Raw genomic sequence first — 22,468 nt, 5'->3', positions numbered from 1 at the left:
AACATTCAAAGTTTAGATTTGTTTTAAGTAAATTCTAAACAATGTTAAAAAAACTATTGGTTGCTTGTACCGCTATTTTTCTTCTTTACTTTTTCTCAATCGCTTATTTTAACTACAAACATCCTATTTTTAAATGGAATTGGGAAACTATTCCAACTAGCGAAATGCATTTTCCAAAAACATTTTTATGGGGAACCGCAACGGCTGCACATCAAGTAGAAGGCGGACACACAAACAGCAATTGGTCTTGGTGGGAAAATCAAAAAAAGAAAAGCGGGCAACCAACCATTGCAAATCAGGAAAAAGCAGGAATTGCAACCAACCATTGGCAACTTTACCCTAAAGACATTACTTTGATGCAAGAATTAGGCGTTAATTCTTATCGCTTTTCATTATCCTGGAGCAAAATAAATCCTAAAGAAGGCCATTTTGACCAAGCTAGTATTGAACATTACTCCAATGTAATTGATAGTTTGTTGGCTAAAAATATCGTACCAAATATTACTTTACATCATTTTGAAGAACCATTATGGTTTATGCAAAAAGGCGGATTCGAAAAAATGGAAAACCTTCGCTATTTTGAATTATTTGTAAAAAAAATGATTCAGTCGTACGGAAATCGAGTTCAACTATGGACAACTTTCAACGAAATAAATGTATATACCAGTTTGGCTTATATGTCGGATATTTTTCCGCCAGGAAAAGACAATACACTATTAGCGGGTCAAGTTTTACGAAACATTCTAATTGCGCATACGCGAGTTTATCAAATGATAAAAAAACTACCTGAAGGTAAAAATGCTAAAATTGGAATTGTAAAAGACATCTTTTTTTTTGAACCTAAAAACAGATGGAATGTATTGGATTGGTTAGGCGCAGAAATTGCCGATTCGAATTTCAACAGTTCTTCCTTAGCTTTTTTTGAAACAGGAAAATACCAATTTTATGTCCCCTTTGAAGCTAATTTGCAGTACGAAGATAAAAATGCTCCTAATACGCTCGATTTTATCGGTTTAAATTATTACTCGCATTATGCTACGGAATTCAAACTTTTTGAACATGAAAAAATGTTTTCAGCAGTAAAAGACGAAACCATGACCGATATGGATTATACCGTGTATCCTGAAGGAATTTACCGAGCCATTAAACGAATTTCTAAACTACAAAAACCAATTTTAATAACCGAAACTGGTATTGCCGATAACAAAGATGATCGAAGACCTCAATTTATCGAAAGGGAACTTTTTGCCGTTTCTAAAGCCATACAAGACGGATATGATGTGAGAGGTTATTATTATTGGTCCTTAATTGATAATTTTGAATGGAGTTTGGGTTATTCAAAAAAGTTTGGACTTTATTCTGTAGATCAAAAAACACAAATTAGAACCTTGAAAAATGGCGGAAAAACATATCAAAAAATTGTAAAAAAATTTGCACAACCACAACCAAAAATTTTCGATTAATATCAAACTCCTTTGACCTAAAAAGACTTATAAATAACGGATTTGTTTTGTATTTTCAAAGTCCTTTAGTATCTTTCGGACAACTAATTAAAGTAAAACCTTAAACATTGATCAAAATGTTAGAAGAAATGAATGATAACCTGCCAGAAGCAGACGGAAATAACAAAGAAGAAGTGACGCCTTCAGTAGCAACAGAAACTACAGAAGATGCAGTAAATAATGCTTCCAATTCAAATGAAACACCATCTCAAAAACACCATGCTTTAGATGCCATTGAAAACTCCAATGCTGAGGAAAGTGAAGATGAAACCATAAAAGAGCGTCATACGATTCCGATGAAAGAGTACGGTACTTTTTCGTTAGAACAATTAACCGACGAGCTTAAAAACTTGATTGTGGTAGACAAAGTAATGTCTATCAAAGAACATGTTGATGAAATTAAAAAAGCGTTTACAATAGAATACAATCATTTAATTGAAGAAAAAAGAGAAGAATTTAACGCCGAAAATACCGATCCAAACGAGGAATTTGAATATCATTTGCCTTTAAAATCGAAATTTGATGAATACTATAATGTATACAGAAGCAAACTAAACGCACATTATAAAAATTTAGAAACCAATTTAAAATCCAATTTAGAAAATCGATTGGCTATTGTGGAAGAGCTGAAAGAGCTAATCAATCCGCAAGAAAATATAAAAGATACGCTCAAACATTTTAACGAATTAAGAGAGCGCTGGAAAACGGCAGGTCCAATTCCGAAAGACAAATACAACCACGTTTGGAATAACTTTCATTTTCATGTCGAAAATTTTTATGATTATTTGCACTTAGATCGCGAGGCTCGTGACTTGGATTTTAAACATAATTTAGACCAAAAGCAAAAAATTATTGCTCGTGTTGAAGAATTGACTCAAGAAGCTGATGTAAATAAAGCATTTAGGGAATTACAAGATTTACACCGAATTTGGAAAGAAGATATTGGACCGGTTTCTAAAGAACACCGTGATGAAATTTGGAATCAATTTAGTGAATTAACCAAAAAAATTCACGATAAAAGAGAACTTTTATTTGAAAACCAACGAAGTATCGAATTAGATAATCTCGAAAAGAAGAAAGCAATTATTGCGCAAATTGAACAAATTGCGACCGAGAAAGTAAATACACATGCACTTTGGTTACAACAAATTGATAAAGTAGAAACCTTACGTTCAGATTTTTTTGCTATCGGTAAAGTCCCTTCGGATGTAAACGAATCTACATGGACTGCTTTTAAAGCTGCAGTTAGAAAATTCAATTCTTTAAAAAATGCTTTTTACAAAGAAATAAAAAAAGAGCAAACCGAAAATTTAAACAAAAAACTTGCGCTTGTTGAAAAAGCAAAAGAGCTAAAAGACAGCACCGATTTCGCTTCTACTACTCCAATAATGAAAAAAATTCAAGAGGAATGGAAACAAATTGGGCATGTACCAAGAAAATATTCGGATAAAATTTGGAAAGAATTTAAAGATGCTTGTAATGCCTATTTTGATCATTTAAAAGAGCAGAAAAAAGAAGAGAATTCAGAGGAAATTGAAGCTTTTGATAAAAAGAAAGCTTATTTAGAAACATTGCGTTCTTTTCAATTAACTGGTGATCACAAAACCGATTTAGATGCTATCAAGTTGCATATTGAAAATTGGAAAAACCTCGGAAAAGTACCCTTTTCGAGACGACATATCGAAGGAAAATTCAATAAAATATTAGATGCGCTTTTCGAAAAATTAAGTTTAAGCAAAAAAGAAACCGAAATGATTCGTTTTACCAATCGAATAGATTCGCTAACTGAAAGTAATGATACGCGAAAATTAGATAACGAAAAAATCTTTATCATGCGTAAAATTGAAGAAGTGCAAAATGAAATTTTTCAACTAGAAAACAACATTCAATTTTTCACGAATACCAAAAATGCCAAAAAAGAGAATTCTATCGTTTTAGAAGTTCGTAAAAACATTGCCATTCATAAAGAAAGTCTCGAAGTTTGGAAAACTAAACTACAGCAGCTCAGAGAACTTTAAACATAAAAAAACGGTAAGTAAAAAAAATACTTACCGTTTTTAATTTATAGAACTTTAGTAAAAGCTACTAAGTAAAATTAAACTGTTTGATTTCTAAAAACCAATTGATTATCAAAGGCATCTAACAAAATAATACTATCCGTTGTAATGGCGCCTGAAAGAATCTCTTTAGACAACTGGTTTAAAACCTCTCTTTGAATCACGCGTTTGACAGGTCTAGCCCCAAAATGAGGATCATATCCTTTTTGTGACAAATAAGCAATAGCCTCTGGTGTTGCATCCATTGTAATGCCTTGCAAAGCCAGCATTTTGGTCACACTTTTCAGTTGCAAACTCACAATTCTTGTAATATTGTCTACTGAAAGAGGTGTAAACATTACGATTTCATCAATACGATTAATAAATTCTGGTCTAACCGTTTGTTTTAACAAGCCCAAAACCTCCACCTTTGCAGCTTCGGCAGCCGCCTCTACATCTGCTTTTAGGTTTTCAAATTTATCTTGTATAATCTGACTTCCCATATTGGATGTCATGATGATAATTGAATTTTTAAAGTCGGCTAAACGACCTTTATTGTCTGTTAATCTACCTTCATCCAATACTTGTAATAAGATATTGAAGGTATCTGGATGTGCTTTTTCAATTTCATCCAACAAAATAACCGAATACGGTTTTCTACGAACAGCTTCTGTTAATTGACCACCTTCATCATAGCCTACGTATCCTGGAGGTGCCCCAACCAAACGACTCACACTATGACGTTCTTGGTACTCACTCATATCGATACGAGTCATCGCATTTTCATCATCAAAAAGATATTCTGCCAACGCTTTGGCTAATTCTGTTTTCCCGACACCGGTTGTCCCTAAAAACAAGAAACTACCCACTGGTTTTTTCATATCTTGTAATCCAGCACGACTTCTACGTACTGCATCACTTACGGCCTGAATTGCTTCCTCTTGCCCCACTACTCTTTTATGCAATTCATCTTCTAAATGCAAGAGTTTTTCACGTTCGGTTTGTAGCATTTTCATCACCGGAATTCCAGTCCATTTTGCAATAACTTCCGCAATGTCTTCGCGAGTTACCTCTTCTTTAATAAGGGAATTTCCTTGTTGGAATTCTTGCAGTTGTTTTTGCAACACATCCAAACGTTCTTGAGCTTCTTTAATTTTTCCGTATCGAATTTCGGCTACTTTTCCGTAATCGCCTTCTCGTTCGGCACGTTCGGCTTCGTATTTAAAATCTTCAATTTCAAGTTTTACGGCTTGAATACCATCCACAATGTCTTTTTCCGATTTCCATTTTGCATAAATTTCGTTTCGTTCCTCTTTAGCATTTGCCAAATCCAAACGTAAACCTTTCAATTTATTTTCGTCGTTTTCACGTTTGATGGCTTCAATTTCAATTTCCAATTGCATGATTTTACGATCTAAAACATCCAATTCTTCGGGTTTAGAATTGATTTCCATACGCAATTTAGAAGCCGCTTCATCCATTAAATCAATAGCTTTATCAGGTAAAAAACGATTGGTAATGTAACGTTGAGAAAGCTCTACAGCAGCAATTATGGCTTCATCTTTAATCTGAACTTTATGATGGGTTTCGTATTTTTCTTTAATTCCACGTAAAATAGAAATAGCACTTTCGGTATCTGGCTCATCAATTAATACTTTTTGAAAACGTCTTTCGAGGGCTTTATCTTTTTCAAAATATTTTTGATATTCATCCAAAGTGGTAGCACCAATCGCTCTTAATTCACCACGAGCCAAAGCGGGTTTTAAAATATTAGCTGCATCCATTGCACCTTCACCACCACCAGCTCCAACAAGTGTGTGAATTTCGTCAATAAATAAAACAATATCCCCTTCTGCAGCCGTAACTTCTTTAACTACCGACTTCAAGCGTTCTTCAAATTCCCCTTTGTATTTGGCACCGGCTATTAACGCTCCCATATCGAGCGAAAAAACGACTTTATCTTTCAAGTTTTCTGGCACGTCACCATCTACAATTCGGTGTGCTAATCCTTCGGCAATGGCTGTTTTACCAACCCCAGGTTCACCAATCAACATTGGATTATTTTTGGTTCTACGGGTTAAAATTTGCAACACACGGCGGATTTCTTCATCGCGTCCAATTACCGGATCTAATTTTCCCATTCTGGCTAATTCATTTAAATTTTTAGCGAATTTATTTAAGGAATTGTAATTTTCTTCTGCCGATGCAGAGGTTACTCTTTCCCCTTTTCGCAATTCTTCGATTGCCGCTTTTAGCCCTTTTCCTGTAACACCTTGGTCTTTTAATATTTGAGAAACTTTCGATTTTGACTCAAAAATAGCTAAGATTAAATTTTCAATCGAAACATATTCGTCGTTCATTTTTTGAGCAATAATTTCTGCTTCATTTAAAGTAGTATTAGCAGTACGAGAAAGCATTACATCGGCACCAGAAACTTTTGGAAAACTCTGAATCTGACTATCCAGAAGTTGCAAAAATAAAGGTAGATTGACATTTAGTTTTTTTAGAATAAAAGGCGCCACATTTTCATCGACCTCAAAAATGGCTTTTAAAATGTGTTCATTTTCTATTTGCTGTTGCCCATTCCGTTGCGCAATTTGTTGCGAAAGCTGAATGGCTTCTTGTGATTTAATTGTAAATTTATTGATGTTCATATTGTTTTGATTTTGAAATTATAGTTTACTTTTGATTCGAAATAGACAAATTATATTCCACACAACAAAAACAGACAAAATGTCTTGTTTTAATTAAAAAAACATCTTAAAACAGACGAAATGTCATAAAAACAACACTTATGAGTTTTTTCTCTTCCCTTTTTGGCAATTCTGATTCGGAAAATAGTAACGAATCTAAAATTAACTGGATTCCTCTTATAAATTTATCACAACTTGATGATATAGAAAATATATCTAACGTTAAACCCATCTTAATTTTTAAACACAGCACCCGCTGCAGTATCAGTCGAATGGCTTTGAAACAGTTTGAAAGAGAATATGATTTGGACGAATCTGTTGATGCCTTTTTCTTAGATTTATTAGAACACCGCGATATTTCGAACGAAATTGCGGCACGATTTAACGTTATACATCAGTCGCCTCAAATTCTTTTAATTCAGAATAAAAAAGCAGTTTATAACGCTTCGCATAGTGATATTAACGCTGAAAATTTAAAAACAAAAATACTTTAAAAACAAAAAATCCAGCAGTTGCTTTTAAAACAATTGCTGGATTTTTTTTATTTGACAGGTATATTACCCGATTATATCAAGCTTAGCAAAACGAAGCAGTAGTTTTTTAATTCCGCCTACTTCAAATTTAATTTCAGCTTTTTGGTCGGCACCAACTCCTTCTAAATTAATCACTTCTCCTTTACCAAAACGTTCGTGCATTACCACTGTTCCGGCAGTTAATTTATTGTCGAACAAATTAGCACCAGTACTATGACTTTTAGAACCCATTGGTTTCAGTTTCCGGATGGTACCATTCAAACCCGCTTCATTGGAAGCAGTACTTTTGGGCGGAATACTACCAACAGGTTTTGCCAATCGCAATTTTGATTTATCCACATCTCCAAAAATATCCTTATCAATCATGGGTTGATAACGGTACGAACGCTCTTCGGGAGTTAAATATTCTAAATATTGACCATCAATTTCTTCAATAAATCGAGAAGGTTCGCTATCGGTAAGTTTTCCCCAACGGTAGCGAGATTGTGCGTAGGTAAGATACGCCTGATGCTCTGCCCTGGTTAAAGCCACATAAAACAATCTTCGTTCTTCTTCCAATTCGCTTCGGGTACTCATACTCATGGCACTCGGAAACAAATCTTCTTCCATCCCCACCACAAACACGTGCGGAAATTCTAATCCTTTAGCTAAATGTATGGTCATCAACGCCACACGATCTTCATCTGCTGTATCTTTATCCAAATCGGTGGCCAGCGCTACATCTTCTAAAAATTCCGATAAAGCACCTCTAGCGCCATCAATTTCTTTTTGTCCCTCGGTAAAGTCTTTAATACCATTTAACAATTCTTCAATATTTTGAACTTTTGCCATTCCTTCCGGAGTTGCATCTTTTTTAAGTTCTTGCACCAATCCAGTTTTTTTAGCCACGTGATCGGTTAAATAAAAAGCATCTTGATTTTCGTTGATAACCTGAAAACTTTGAATCATAGTTACAAAATCGTGCAATTTATTTTTGGTACCAGAATTTAGTTTTAAATCGATTTTATCAATATTAAGCATTACTTCCCAAATCGATCTTTTGTAATGATTCGCGGCAATGGTAAGCTTTTCGACGGTTGTATCTCCAATTCCACGAGCGGGATAATTAATAACACGAATCAAAGCTTCTTCATCCTTCGGATTAACAACCAAACGCAAATAGCCCAAAACATCTTTGATTTCTTTTCTTTGATAAAAAGACAAACCACCATAAATTCGATACGGAATATCGCGTTTTCGAAGTGCATCTTCCATAGCACGCGATTGTGCATTGGTTCGGTACAAAATGGCAAAAGCGCCGTTATGCAATTGATTTTGCATTTTTTGCTCAAAAATCGTACTGGCTACAAAACGACCTTCTTCGGCATCGGTCAAACTACGATGGACTTTAATCTTAGGTCCAAAATCATTATCGGTCCATACAATTTTATCTAATTTGGTTTTATTTTTATCGATAATAGTATTGGCCGCTTCCACAATATTTCGGGTAGACCGGTAATTTTGTTCCAAACGAAACATTTTTACGCCATCGTAATCTTTTTGAAAATTTAAAATATTGTTGATGTTAGCGCCGCGAAATGCATAAATACTTTGAGCATCATCACCCACAACACAAATATTTTGAAATTTATCCGATAAAGCCCTAACAATCAAATATTGCGAATGGTTGGTATCTTGGTACTCATCGACTAAAATATACCGGAAGCGATTTTGATATTTAGCCAAAACTTCTGGAAAACGAGTTAGTAATTCGTTGGTTTTCAACAACAAATCATCAAAATCCATTGCACCTGCTTTAAAACAACGCTCCACATATTGCTGGTAAATTTCTCCCAAACGCGGTTTTTTAGACATTGCATCAGCCTCTTGCAATTCGGGATTATTAAAATACGCTTTTACGGTAATTAAGTTGTTTTTATAATTCGAGATGCGTCCTAAGACTTGTTTGGGTTTGTAAATATCCCTATCCAACTGCATTTCTTTGATAATGGATGAAATCAATCGAGCCGAATCCTGTGAATCGTAAATCGTAAAATTGGAAGGATATCCTAATAAATCCGCTTCCGATCTTAAAATTCGGGCAAAAATAGAGTGAAAAGTTCCCATCCAAAGATTTTTGGCTTCGCTAGCACCTACAATATCTGCAATTCGACTTTTCATTTCGCGAGCTGCTTTGTTGGTAAAGGTTAACGATAAAATATTAAAAGCATCAACTCCTTGGCTCATCAAATAAGCAATTCGGATAGTAAGAACGCGAGTTTTTCCGGAGCCTGCACCAGCAATTACAATCATTGGGCCATCTTTTTGCAAAACGGGTTGACGTTGCGCTTCGTTAAGTTGATCGATATATTTTTGCATGAACTTTTCGATTTTTAGCAAAAGTAAGAATTAAAAAATTGATTTAAAATGAAACCGTTTAAGTTCTAATTGAAATGAATATTCCTTCTTAAATAAATAAATTTCTAGGCAAAAACTTTAGTCAAATACGTTATTTTTGCCAAAATTTGATACCACATGAATACTGCCCAAATACTTGAACTTTTTTGTTATACTTTGCCTGCTTTGGTTACAGGTGTAATTGCTTATCGTTTTTTTGGATTATTTATTAAAAGTGAAAATAAAAAATTCCGTTTTTTGTTAGAAAACAAAGCAAGTCAGGATGCACTTCCTATACGTTTGCAAGCTTACGAACGAATGACGTTGTTTTTGGAACGCATCAATTTAAATAAGTTAGTACTCCGAGTTGCTCCCTTATCCGAGGATAAAAATTTGTATGAAAATTTGCTAATTGAACACATCGAGCAAGAGTTTGAACACAATTTAACTCAACAAATTTACATGACCGAGGAGTGTTGGACTGTGATTACTACAGCCAAAAATGCTACTATACAAATCATCCGTAAAACAACGATGAATGAAAGAGTGGAAAATGCATTCAAACTTCGTGAAAAAATACTCAATGATTTACTCGAAAAACAATCACCAAGTCATGGTGCTCTTTCGTATATTAAAAATGAAATTAATATTTCTCTTTTTTAAGTAGTTAAAATTCTAAAAAAAAACAAATACTTTCTTATTTGACTATTGTTTTTTTGTAGTACTTTTATTTAAATTTAAAACTTTAAATATTATCGTACTATGAAAAAACAAAAATTTATTTATGAGTTTACCTTCTTAAGCTTTTTTGTTATGACGGTTGTTTTTTCCCAAACTTCTGGTCAATCGAAAGGAAAAAATTATGGCAAAAAACCAAATATCATAATGCTAATCTCTGATGATACAGGATGGGGAGATTTAGGCGTTTATGGAGGAGGTGTAGGACGAGGTATGCCAACACCAAACCTTGACAAAATGGCAAAAGAAGGACTACAATTCTGGTCATTCTACGGTCAGCCAAGTTGTACCCCAGGTAGAGCCGCAATGTTAACTGGACGTATCCCTAACCGAAGCGGTATGACTACGGTAGCATTTCAAGGACAAGGAGGCGGACTTCCCGCTGCCGAATGGTCTTTAGCATCTGTTCTTAAAAAAGCGAATTATAAAACCTATTTTTCTGGAAAATGGCACTTAGGTGAAGATGACTATGCAATGCCAACGGCTCATGGTTTTGATAAAATGGAAAGTGTCGTTTTATATCACTTAAATGCTTATACATATGCTTTCCAATCCTGGAATCCAGATATGACACCAGAAATGCTTTCATTTTTTCAAAAAGTTACTAAAGGAGTTTTAGAAGGCAGTGCCGGTAGTAAAGTTAAAGAAGTTTCAAAAGTAACAGAAGAGAATATTGCCGAATTAGATATGATGATGACAGATAAAGTTTTGACACAATTAGACAATTATGGAAAAGCTAAAGATCCATTTTTCATGTGTATTAATTTTGCTAAAAACCACCAACCTAACCTACCTTCAAAACAATTTAAAGGAAAATCACCTGTAGGAAGTAAATACGGAGATTGTGTTATGGAAATGGATTATAATGTAGGACGTGTAATGGATAAAATTCGTTCATTAGGCATTGAAGACAATACTATTGTAATTTATACTGTAGACAATGGAGCTTGGCAAGACGTGCATCCTGACGCTGGTTATACGCCATTTAGAGGCTCTAAAGGAACAGATAGAGAAGGTGGTAGCCGTGTACCAGCAATCGCTTGGTGGCCTGGTAAAATTGAAGCAGGAACAGATAGTCATGATATTGTTGGAGGTCTAGATCTTATGGCTACTTTTGCAAGTTTAGCTGGTATCGAATTACCCAAAAATGATAGAGATGGTAAGCCAATGGTTTTTGATAGTTATGATATGGCTAATGTATTATTTAAAGAAGGAAAACCATTACGTGATAAATGGTTTTATTTCACCGAAGCCGAACTATCTCCAGGTGCTATTCGTGTTGGAGCATTTAAAGCAGTTTATAACAAGAGAGGTGACAATGGTGCGCAAGCTGGAAGTGACATGCCTGGACAGGAATTAGGTTGGAGAGGAAATGAAAAATATGCTGCTACTGTACCTGCAATTTATAATCTTTGGCAAGACCCACAGGAACGCTATGATATTTTCATGAATAGTTACACTGAAAAAACATGGACTTTACCTATTTTTAATAAAGCTACTCAAGAATTAATGAAAAGTTACTTACAGTACCCTCCAAGAAAACTCCAAAGTGAAGTATATACTGGACCTTTAGAAATTACACGATTTAGAAATTTAGAAGAAGCTAAAAAAATACTAGATGAAAAAGGTATTATAATTCCTGATTTTAATAGTGACACAAAAAAATAACAACTATAATAACTAATTTATTTAGCCGATCCCTTAGGTATCGGCTAAATAATCAAAAAACTGATAAATTATGAACCTAAAAACAAATTCTCTTTTAGCAAAAACTTTCCTGTTGTCGGTGCTTTTAGTTTCGGTTTCTGCTTGTAAAAAAGAAACTTCAAAAGAAACTGATATTACCACAACACAAGATTCAGTTGCTGTAGAAGCTCCACTTGCTTCCTGGAACGAAGGCCAAAATAAACAAACCATTTTGGACTATGTAAAAGATGTAACGACAGAAGGCAGTGCTAACTTTGTTCCCGTTGCCGATCGTATTGCTACTTTTGATAATGATGGGACATTATGGAGTGAACAACCTGTTTATTTTCAACTATTTTTTGTAATGGACAGGATTAAAGTATTGGCTAAAGATCATCCGGAATGGAAAGACAAACAGCCTTATAAATCGGTTCTTGAAAACAACATGCCTGAATTAATGAAACAAGGTAAAAAAGGTTTGGTTGAATTATTAATGACCACTCATGCAGGTATGTCTTCAGAAGAATTTGAAAAAACAGTAAAAGATTGGATTGCAACAGCAAAGCATCCAACTAAAAACAAGCCATACAATCAATTGGTTTTTCAACCGATGTTAGAACTTATTAATTATCTGAAAGAAAACCAATTTAAGGTATTTATTGTATCAGGAGGCGGTATTGAATTTATGCGTCCGTGGGCAGAAGCCACTTATGGCATTCCTAAAGACCAAATTATAGGAAGCAGCCTCAAAGAGCAATTTGAAACGACAAATGGCACTACAACAATTAATAAATTAGCTGAACTTGATTTTTACGACGATAAAGAAGGAAAACCTGTTGCAATTAATAAATTCATTGGTCGTAAACCAGTTCTTTCTGCAGGAAACTCTGATGGTGACTTGCAAATGCTTCAGTATGCAGCTTCCAATCCGCTTAAAAATTTGGAAATATACATCCACCACACAGACTCAATAAGAGAATGGTCGTACGACAGAAAATCTCCAATTGGTACTTTTGATAAAGGTTGGGATGAAGCTAAGCAAAAAGGCTGGTTAGTTATAGACATGAAAAACGACTGGAAAGTTATTTATCCTGGTGATAAATAAAAAAATGCAACTTTGATCATAATCTGATACAAATCAATGATAAAGAAAAAAAACATATCTCTTTATGCAACTATTATACTTTTTATAATAGGTACAGCAAATTCTTCCATGTATGGTCAGGACACCAAAGAAACGGATGCACCACAAGAAGGTGCTACCTCGGTAAAACAATCGCAAGAAGTAATGAATCCTACTACATTGGCTTGGCAATTACAACTGGAAGAATACTCCATTTTTGATACAGAAGGCCAGGATGGTTTTGCGCAAAATTTTCGTTTTAGGGGAATTATTCCTGTAGAAAAAGGATTTTTAATCAAAGTTCCCCAATTGTTACGTGTCATCACTTTTGTAAATACCGCAACCAATGGACGTACAGGGTTAGGAGCTTCTACTTTTAACCAATTTTTTATATTAAGTAAAAAAAAATGGGGTCAATTTGGAGCTGGTTGGAATTTAAACATTCCGACTGCGACCGCTGCTGAATTAGGTTCTCATCAATGGCAAATTGGACCAGCTGCCACCGTTACGTTTACAAATTTAGGAAATTGGCAAATGTACTGGATTTGGGAAAACTTCTTCTCAATTAGTGGAAATAGTAAATATGGTTCAAGTGCTTTTGCAGTTGTACAACCTAATATTTTTTACACTTGGTCAAACGGAATTTATGCGGGGATTGAACCTGAATGGCAAATTGACTATAAAACTGGAAAAGTCGCCATCCCTATGGATTTTCGAGTTGGCTATATTTGGTCAGGAAAATTAAAATACAATGCCTACATTGAACCCGAAATTATGGCTTATCGCTCTGATGGATACACCCGAAACCTAAGCAATTTTGGAGTTCGTTTAGGCTTTAGATGGTACATACCTATGTAAGAAACTAATATTTTAAAAAGCAAAAGCGTCAAATTCAGCTGAATTTGACGCTTTTGCTTTTTATAAGAAATAATTATTATCTAATTAGTTTTCTGTATTTCAAACGTTTTGGAGTTAAATTTGTTCTTGATCCCATAATCTGTTCTTAAAAATAGCTTACAAACTGACAATAATAAAAATAAAATACTAACAACCAACTGATTAAAAATATTTAAGGCTTTAAAAGGGGTAAATTCCAACCTTTTATTAGAAGATTTGAAACTTTTAGCGGAGTCTTTTTAAGATTCTTTGTAATTAACATTCACGAATAATTGAAATCCTAAATCAAGTGTCCTCATTCGTGTTAGCAATTTTTATAAAAAATCATGGGAATTGCGCATATATTGGAAACTGTAAATCTATTTATTTATCACGTTTCAATTTAATAGGATTTTGTCTGGTGTAAAACAAATCAAATATTTCAACTCTATTTTTTTCTATGTTTACTGAACAAATAATTATGGAATGACTATTAAAAAGAAGATAGTGTAAATTTTTAGAATTATTTTCTAATAATTTTTCTTCTTGCCCAAGTTGTTTTCTAACATAGAAGATTTTATTGTCGTAAATTATATTCAAGTTTCTATCTAAAAATCAATAATTCCCTTATATGGATCAATATTTATAAAATACTTGTGGAAGCTCCACCGCATAGTCGTAAAACAATTCTATTTGATTACATATATTAAATCATTTTATAATATCTTTCGAATACTTACCTTTTTAATCTAATTTTCAGGAAAAAATATAACATGTTTAAAAACATAAATTTTAGGCTTCTATTTTTAATTAGTGGAATGACAATCTGCTGCTTTAGTTGCAATCAAATAAAGAAAAATGTAATTATTCCACCAACTGTAAAGATGAATGGCATAACATTTAGTAATGTTAACTATAAAAAAATCGCATCAAATGATAGTTTAGTAATGGATATTTATTTACCCATCGGTGTTAGTAAATCACTCAGACCAGCGGTACTATTTATACATGGTGGAGGCTGGACAGGCGGTGATAAGTCTGTTATTAAAACATTTTTAGGCAACATGTTCTCAATGACCTTTTGGAGAGAGGATACGCTGTAGCAAGTATTAATTACCGATATGTAAACGATTCTGTTCATTTTCCGATACCGATAATTGATTGTAAGGATGCGGTTAGATGGCTACATAAAAATGCTAAAGTATATAACATTGATGAGAATAAAATTGGTTTATGGGGTGCATCTGCTGGTGCCCATCTGGCTTTGATGACAGCGTACTCTAATAATGATGATTTTGTAGGAGATGAAAATTTAAAAAGTACTAATTCTGATGTGATATACATAATTGATAATTTCGGTCCCACAAAACTTGACCAATTACTTCGTTCACAATTAAATCCTATCGTTTCTGCTTCCTTGCGATTGTTTGCAAATGAAACTTATCTTAAACGAAAAGAAAAAATTGAGCAACTGACGGGATTTACATTAAAAAAAAAAGCAAAAGCAACCGAAATTCTAAAAAAATTATCACCTGTGAATTCCATAAATCATAATAGTGTTCCGACCTTGATAATGCATGGTGATAGTGATGAAATTGTTCCTTATGAACAATCTTATATATTAAATGAAGCTCTCAAAAAATATAAAGTAAAATGTAAATTTTATAGTTATAAAAATGCCATCCATGGATTTAAGAATATTTCAACTCAAGAAATAACTACTATAAGCAACGACATAATTTCTTTTATTGATCAAATAACCGAATCAAACGATTAGATTATGTAAATTGTAAAAATAAAAAATGCATTAAATTGTTATAAAGTTTTATTTTTAGAACATTCTCTAAAGCATTCTCAACTCTACTCCTTTTATACCTATATTCTGAAAGTTTTCTACTGCTCAAAATCTATTTATAAGATTTAAAAACATACTATTATTTTAGCTACAAAAATCTCTACAGATCTATTTCCTTGCAATACTAATTTTGAAGGTAATGAATTATAAATTCTTCTATTGTCTATCCTTATTACAACTTTCCACAATACTATTAACTAAATTTAATAGAAAAAAACACAATCAATATTTGTTTTTGATTTATTTTTTTAAAAATCTAAAAAAACTTTTTAAGATTTTGAAACGATAGTTTCAAAATAAATTATAAATTTGCAAAGTGAAAATTAAATCTTATGGCTCGCTGTGTAGAATTTAACGAAGTTGAAAAAATTGAAAAAGCAATGAATCTCTTTTCTGAAAAAGGATACAATGCTACTTCAATGCAAGACCTTGTTGATGCTATGCAGATCAATAGAAGTAGTTTATATAACACTATTGGTGACAAACACCAACTTTTCATGAAATGCATTAATAATTATTTTGATAATGCAATGCTGGAAATAAAAGAAAAAGTTTGCCAACATGATTCTGCTAAGAAAGCTCTGATTAGCATTATTAAGGATAAAGCAAATTGGATAATTTCTAGCGATAAAGGATGTCTTGGAATGAAGACCAGTTTTGAAGTTGCCACAGATGATTGTATGGTTAGAAATCAAATGAGCAAAAACAGTGATGTATTTATTGATTTTTTGGCCACTGTAGTACAAAGAGCTATGGATGATGGTGAAATGGATGACTCAGAAGATGCTGCGTTAATGGCTGAATATATTGCTACTTCATTTACGGGATGGAAGCAATCGTACATCCTTCATGAAAATCCTATCAAAATCAAAAAAATGTCAGAGTTCTTGATTAAAAATATATTCAAATAACCTTTTTTTTTTTAACAATAATTCTGAAACGTTTATTTCAGAAAATAAAATATAATACGCATACCCTTTTTAAAATTACAACATTGATTCTGAAACGATTATTTCAGAATAAACCCTTTAGTACTAACATCAATTTTTATTAAAAACAGCATGAATTCTGAAACGATTATTCCAAAAACAAATACAATAATAAAACCCAATTTAAATCCAATTCCAATTATGAAAAAAGTTATCCTATTACCCCTAATAGCTCTATTGTTGATAAGCTGTGGTGATAAACAACAAACCTCAGAAGCTGTAGCTGCTCCACTCCTACCCGTTTTTAGCATTCAAAATACCAATGCTGTTACTGAAGTTGAATATCCGGCAGCGATTCAGGGAGCAGTTGATGTTGAAATTCGCCCTCAAATCAGTGGGAATCTCGAAAGAGTCTATGTTGACGAAGGAGCTTATGTTACCAAAGGACAAACACTTTTTAAAATTAACGAGCGTCCATTTCGTGAGCAATTAAACAATGCCTTAGCGAATCTTCACGCAGCCGAAGCAGCTTTTATCAACGCTCAATTGGAAATTGACAAATTAACTCCTTTAGTACAAAACAAAGTGGTTTCTGATTATCAATTAAAAACAGCTAAAGCTTCTCAAAAAATTGCTGCTGCAAATATCGAACAAACCAAAGCAATGGTAGCTTCGGCAAGAATTAATTTAGAATATACTACTGTAAAAGCACCTGTGAGCGGCTACATTGGTAGATTACCTAAAAAACAAGGTAGTTTAGTTTCGGCTTCTGATATCGAACCCTTAACTAATCTTTCGGATGTACATGAAGTTTTTGCCTATTTTTCTTTAAGTGAAACAGATTTTATCAACTTCAAAGCCCAATACGCAGGAAGCACTCTTGGAGATAAAATTAAAAACTTACCAGCAGTTTCTTTAATCCTTGCCGATAACACTCCGTATACGCATCTTGGAAAAATTGATATGATTGATGGTCAATTCGATAAAACTACAGGTGCAATTACTTTAAGAGCCACTTTTCCTAACAAAAATGGAACACTTCGCTCAGGAAACACAGGAAAAATTCACTTAGGTATTCAACACGACGATGCCATTTTAATTCCGCAATCGGCAACTGTTGAAATGCAAGATAAAGTGTTTGTTTTCACGGTAAGCAAAGACAATAAAGTCACCAAAACACCTATCAATATTATTGGTAAAAGTGGAACTAATTACCTTATCAAAGATGGTGTACAACCTGGTGATCAAATTGTATTGAGTGGAATTGACAAACTTCAAGAAGGTCAAAAAATTCAACCTGAAAAAGCAAAACCTGCAGTAGCAGAAATCATTAACAAAAAATAATTTTTACAAATGTTCAAAATATTTATACAAAGACCTGTACTGGCAACCGTAATCTCCATTTTATTGGTGATATTAGGTGTACTTGGACTTAGCAAATTGCCTTTACAACAGTTTCCAGACATTGCGCCTCCATCAGTTTTGGTAACGGCAGTTTATCCTGGAGCTAACGCAGAAACCGTTTTACGTTCTGTTGCTCCTTCTTTGGAGGAATCCATAAACGGTGTGGAGAATATGACTTATATGAGTTCTACCGCAAGTAATGATGGTACTTTAGCGATTACTGTTTTCTTTAAACTAGGAACGGATGCCGATCAGGCTGCGGTGAACGTTCAAAACAGGGTGGCACAAGCTACCAGCCACTTGCCTGCTGAAGTAGTTCAGCAAGGTGTAACCACTGCAAAACAACAAAACAGTTTCATTATGGCAATTGGTATGTATACCGATGAAGAATCGAAATACGACCAGACTTTTGTGGCTAATTATGCTCAGATTAATATTATTCCGGAGATCAAACGTATTCCAGGAGTTGGTTCTGCTGCTATTTTTGGCGGAACAAAAGATTATTCGATGCGTGTTTGGTTGAATCCAACGCAAATGGCTACGCATAATGTAACGCCAAACGAAGTTATGGCGGCCATCCAAGATAAAAGTTTAGAAGCTGCTCCGGGGAAATTTGGTGAACGAAGCAAAGAAGTTTTTGAATATGTAATCAAATACAAAGGAAAATTAACCAAACCCGAAGATTATCAAAATATTGCTATTCGTTCTAATGCTGACGGTTCTATTCTTCGCTTAAAAGATGTGGCGCGAGTTGAATTGGGTGCTTATTCTTACAATAGTTTAACGCGTTTGAATGGTAAAAAAGGAATAGTAATTGGTGTGATTCAATTGGCGGGTTCCAATTCAAATGATATCCAAATTGCCATTAATGAATTAATGGAAAAACAAGCTAAAAGTTTTCCTGCAGGTATCAAAAAAAATATTTTTTATAGCACAAAAGTATCGTTAGACCAATCGATCGATCAGGTAAAACATACTTTATTGGAAGCTTTTATCTTGGTATTTATTGTTGTATTTATCTTTCTTCAAGATTTTAGATCCACATTAATTCCGGCGATTGCCGTTCCGGTAGCGATTTTAGGAACGTTCTTTTTTATGCAAGTATTCGGATTCTCAATTAACTTATTGACATTATTTGCCTTAATTCTGGCAATTGGAATTGTGGTCGATGATGCGATTGTCGTCGTCGAAGCCGTACACGCCAAAATGGAACACAAACATTTGTCTCCAAAAGTAGCTACACACGAAGCGATGCACGAAATTACGGGTGCAATTATTTCGATTACACTGGTAATGGCTGCGGTATTCTTACCTGTTGGTTTTATGGAAGGTTCTACAGGAGTTTTCTATCGTCAGTTTGCTTTTACGATGGCGATTGCAATTGTAATTTCTGCCGTTAATGCTTTGACATTAAGCCCTGCCCTAGCCGCTTTATTCTTAAAAGACAATCACGCAGCTGATGGCGACAAACCTTATGAGAAAAGAGGATTTAAAGAGAAATTCTTTACTGGATTCAATAATAGTTTTGAAAATTTAACCAACCGTTATGTAGGCGGATTGAAATTCTTAATACGTAACAAATGGGTTAGTTTAGGCGGATTGGCTTTGATAACTATTGCTACAATTGTAATGGTAAAAACCACTCCAGCAGGATTTATCCCAACAGAAGATCAAGGTTTTATCGCCATTGCAGTAAACACGCCTTCTGGAACATCATTGGACGGAACTCAAAAAGTAATGACCGAAGCTGAAAATGTCTTGAGCAAATTACCAGCTTCAAGAGATGTAACTGCGATTTCAGGTTTTAACTTATTGACGAATTCTACAAGCCCATCTTCGGCAGTTGTTTTTGTATTGCTGAAACCAAATGAAGAGCGTGGTGAAATGAAAGATATCAATGAAATAATGGCCGATGTTCAAGGAAAATTAGGCGCTATTTCCGAAGGTAGTTTCTTCGTATTTAGTTTCCCAACCGTTCCTGGTTTTAGTAATGTTGAAGCTTTGGATTTGGTATTACAAGACAAAACGGGTGGCAAACTGGATAAATTCAGTGGTATTTCTCAAAACTTCATTGGCGAATTGATGAAACGTCCTGAAATTGCAGTTGCTTTTACCAGTTTCAAGGCCGATTATCCGCAATTGCAATTAGATATTAATGATGCCAAAGCCGATCAATTGGGTGTAAAAGTAAAAGACATTCTGCAAACAATGCAGGCGTATTTTGGTAGCGCACAAGCATCTGACTTTAACCGATTTGGTAAATATTATCGTGTGGTTGTTCAAGCCGATATTGAGGACAGAGCCGATCCTTCATCTATTGACCGTGTATTTGTAAAAAACAAAAATGGCGAAATGGTTCCTATAAATACTTTGGTAAAACTGACTCGTATTTATGGTTCAGAAACCGCTTCGAGATACAATTTATTTAACTCTATTGCTATAAATGCCATACCTGCTCCAGGATTTAGTTCAGGTGACGCTATCAAAGCCATTGAAGAAGTAGCGGCACAACAATTACCTACAGGGTATGCTTATGAATTTTCAGGACAAACTAGAGAGGAAATTTCATCTGGAGGACAATCAGTAACGATTTTCTTACTGTGTTTGATATTCATTTATTTCTTACTATCAGCACAATACGAAAGTTACATTTTGCCCTTGGCAGTAATCTTGTCTATCCCAGCCGGAATATTTGGCGTATTTATAGCCATTGGTTTAACTGGAATCGAAAACAACATTTACGTACAAGTCGCACTGGTAATGCTTATTGGACTGCTCGCCAAAAATGCGATTCTGATTGTGGAATTTGCCGTTCAAAAAAGAAAATCTGGTCAGGCATTGGTTAAAGCTTCAATCGATGCTGCCAAACTGCGTTTACGACCAATTATTATGACGTCACTGGCTTTTGTCGTTGGATTAATTCCGATGATGAGTGCCACGGGACCATCGGCTCAAGGAAACCATTCCATTAGTATTGGAGCTGCTGGTGGAATGATTTCAGGAGTTATTTTAGGAATAATGATTATCCCTGTCTTATTCATCATATTCCAACATTTACAAGAAAAAATTTCAGGTAAGCCAATAGCTGTAATTCATAACGAAGAAAAAAAATAATACTATGGAAAATTACATCACCTTAATTCTAGTGGGAATCCTCATTAGCATTGGATACTTATCCTATCAAGTTTGGAAAGATCTTGAAAATAATGATGATTTCTGTTCAGAAAAATAAAATGAAAAAATGAAAAAGTATATAAGCAAAATTGTGATAGTCATTACATTGATTAGCACATTGATTTCTTGTAAGGTTTCGAAAGATATTGAAACTCCAACCAATGCATTTCCTGATACTTTCAGGAATGCAGCTGTGCCAACTGATACATCAAGTATTGCCGATTTAGAGTGGAAAAGCTTCTTTACCGAAAAAGATATTATTAAATTAATAGATAGCGCGGTTGCTAGAAACAACGATTTGCAAATTGCCACCAAAAATATCGAAATTGCCCAATACCGATTCACACAATCGAAATGGGGAAATGTTCCGCAGGCCAATTTATTAGTAAACGCCAGTACCAGCAATCCGTCTGACAATAGTTTTACGGGAATGAACCTTAACCAAGCTTTGGGTCAAAAACACATTGACGATTATTCTGCAGGAGTTTCTCTTTCGTGGGAAGCTGATATTTGGGGAAAAATCCGTAATCAGAAAAAAGGTGCTTATGCCAGTTATTTGCAATCGGCAGAAGTAAAAAAAGCACTGCAAACCAATATTGTAGCTAATGTTTCTAAAGGATATTACAATCTTTTGATGTTGGACGCTCAATTGGAAATCGCCAGACAAAATCTGAAATTGAATGACAGTACAACGAAAATTATCAAACTAAAATACGATTCGGGACAGGTAAACTCATTAGCCATTCAACAATCGGAAGCGCAAAAATTGAATTCGGCACAATTGATCCCTTTATTGGAGCAAAATATTGCCATTCAAGAAAATGCTTTGAGTGTCTTGACAGGTTCTTTCCCTAATTCGAAACAAAGGACTATTGGTTTGACAGCAATTACCATTAAAAATAATGCATCTATTGGAATTCCATCTTCATTAGTAAGTCGAAGACCGGATGTAAAAAGTGCTGAATTGGCTTTGAAAGTGGCTAATGCCAATGTTGGAATTACTAAAGCCGATTTGTATCCAGCCTTACGAATAACAGCCCAAGGCGGATTGAATTCCTTTGAAACCAGCAGTTGGTTCAACATTCCTGCTTCCTTATTTGGAACGGTTGCAGGAGGCTTGACACAACCTTTATTGAACAATAAAAGATTGAAAACCCAATACAAAATTGCAGTTGCCGAGAGAGAAAAAGCCGTTTTGAGTTTTAGACAATCCGTTTTAGTAGCAGTTAGCGAAGTATCAGATGCTTTGGTAAAAGTAGAAAAACTACAACAACAAGAATCTTTTTTACAAGAACGTGTAAAAACCCTGCAATTGGCTATTAAAAATTCGAAAATGCTATTCCAAAACGGAATGGCGGAATATTTGGAAGTTTTAGCCGCTCAAGCCAGTTTATTGCAAAGCGAATTAGAATTAGCCAACATCAAAAGAGAACAACTTTCTGTCAACACCGAATTATATCGCGCATTAGGCGGAGGGTGGAGATAACATATACAGTTGATATTCTTATATTTACAGTACTAAAAATAATAATCAAAAATCATA

The 22,468-nt window shown here is 34.3% G+C and carries 15 protein-coding genes; 13 read left to right on the top strand and 2 right to left on the bottom strand.

Annotated features, from left to right (window positions below):
- Positions 1-41 precede the first annotated feature (41 nt).
- On the top strand, positions 42-1,463 hold the full coding sequence (locus tag I5M07_RS00745) for a glycoside hydrolase family 1 protein (protein WP_200104279.1): 1,422 nt from the start codon (positions 42-44) through the stop codon (positions 1,461-1,463).
- Positions 1,464-1,579: 116 nt separating this feature from the next.
- Positions 1,580-3,520, top strand: a complete 1,941-nt coding sequence (locus I5M07_RS00740) for a DUF349 domain-containing protein (RefSeq protein ID WP_200104278.1) — start codon at positions 1,580-1,582, stop codon at positions 3,518-3,520.
- Between the two features lie 77 nt (positions 3,521-3,597).
- Here I5M07_RS00740 and clpB read toward each other — a convergent pair whose 3' ends face one another.
- Positions 3,598-6,192: an ATP-dependent chaperone ClpB gene (gene clpB / locus I5M07_RS00735; RefSeq protein ID WP_200104277.1), complete on the bottom strand. Its 2,595-nt coding sequence runs from the start codon at positions 6,190-6,192 to the stop codon at positions 3,598-3,600.
- A 140-nt stretch (positions 6,193-6,332) separates the two neighbouring features.
- Here clpB and ytxJ point away from each other — a divergent pair, with 140 nt between their 5' ends.
- The gene (ytxJ, locus tag I5M07_RS00730; RefSeq protein ID WP_200104276.1) at positions 6,333-6,725 is read left to right on the top strand and encodes a bacillithiol system redox-active protein YtxJ; all 393 of its coding nucleotides are present in this window, start codon (positions 6,333-6,335) and stop codon (positions 6,723-6,725) included.
- Between the two features lie 63 nt (positions 6,726-6,788).
- Here the strand turns inward: ytxJ and I5M07_RS00725 are convergent, their stop codons facing one another.
- Positions 6,789-9,122 carry an ATP-dependent helicase gene (locus tag I5M07_RS00725; protein WP_200104275.1) on the bottom strand — a complete coding sequence of 778 codons (2,334 nt, stop codon included), beginning with the start codon at positions 9,120-9,122 and terminating at the stop codon, positions 6,789-6,791.
- 156 nt (positions 9,123-9,278) lie between these two features.
- On the opposite strand from I5M07_RS00725, the gene I5M07_RS00720 reads away from it, so the two are divergent.
- The 10 genes from I5M07_RS00720 to I5M07_RS00675 all read left to right on the top strand — a co-directional run bounded on the left by I5M07_RS00720 (position 9,279) and on the right by I5M07_RS00675 (position 22,411).
- On the top strand, positions 9,279-9,803 hold the full coding sequence (locus I5M07_RS00720; RefSeq protein ID WP_200104274.1) for a DUF7935 family protein: 525 nt from the start codon (positions 9,279-9,281) through the stop codon (positions 9,801-9,803).
- A 99-nt stretch (positions 9,804-9,902) separates the two neighbouring features.
- Positions 9,903-11,546, top strand: a complete 1,644-nt coding sequence (locus I5M07_RS00715; RefSeq protein WP_233621902.1) for an arylsulfatase — start codon at positions 9,903-9,905, stop codon at positions 11,544-11,546.
- A 70-nt stretch (positions 11,547-11,616) separates the two neighbouring features.
- Positions 11,617-12,669 carry an HAD family hydrolase gene (locus I5M07_RS00710; protein ID WP_200104273.1) on the top strand — a complete coding sequence of 351 codons (1,053 nt, stop codon included), beginning with the start codon at positions 11,617-11,619 and terminating at the stop codon, positions 12,667-12,669.
- A 36-nt stretch (positions 12,670-12,705) separates the two neighbouring features.
- On the top strand, positions 12,706-13,545 hold the full coding sequence (locus I5M07_RS00705) for a hypothetical protein (protein ID WP_200104272.1): 840 nt from the start codon (positions 12,706-12,708) through the stop codon (positions 13,543-13,545).
- A 791-nt stretch (positions 13,546-14,336) separates the two neighbouring features.
- Entirely contained in the window at positions 14,337-14,666 is a 330-nt protein-coding gene (locus tag I5M07_RS00700) for an alpha/beta hydrolase (protein WP_200104271.1), read from the top strand.
- The gene (locus I5M07_RS00695) at positions 14,645-15,340 is read left to right on the top strand and encodes an alpha/beta hydrolase (RefSeq protein ID WP_200104270.1); all 696 of its coding nucleotides are present in this window, start codon (positions 14,645-14,647) and stop codon (positions 15,338-15,340) included. Before I5M07_RS00700 ends, I5M07_RS00695 begins: the two co-directional genes overlap by 22 nt.
- A 410-nt stretch (positions 15,341-15,750) precedes the next feature.
- Entirely contained in the window at positions 15,751-16,329 is a 579-nt protein-coding gene (locus tag I5M07_RS00690; protein ID WP_200104269.1) for a TetR/AcrR family transcriptional regulator, read from the top strand.
- Positions 16,330-16,548: 219 nt separating this feature from the next.
- Positions 16,549-17,691, top strand: coding sequence for an efflux RND transporter periplasmic adaptor subunit (locus I5M07_RS00685; protein WP_233621901.1), 1,143 nt, complete (start codon positions 16,549-16,551; stop codon positions 17,689-17,691).
- A gap of 9 nt (positions 17,692-17,700) precedes the next feature.
- Entirely contained in the window at positions 17,701-20,865 is a 3,165-nt protein-coding gene (locus tag I5M07_RS00680; RefSeq protein ID WP_200104267.1) for an efflux RND transporter permease subunit, read from the top strand.
- Between the two features lie 127 nt (positions 20,866-20,992).
- On the top strand, positions 20,993-22,411 hold the full coding sequence (locus I5M07_RS00675; protein WP_200104266.1) for a TolC family protein: 1,419 nt from the start codon (positions 20,993-20,995) through the stop codon (positions 22,409-22,411).
- Positions 22,412-22,468 lie beyond the last annotated feature (57 nt).

This window comes from Flavobacterium agrisoli (assembly GCF_016522065.1).
Lineage (GTDB): Bacteria > Bacteroidota > Bacteroidia > Flavobacteriales > Flavobacteriaceae > Flavobacterium > Flavobacterium agrisoli.
The sequence above is the reverse complement of the archived record's forward strand: the minus strand, read 5'-3'. Positions and strand labels throughout refer to the sequence as shown.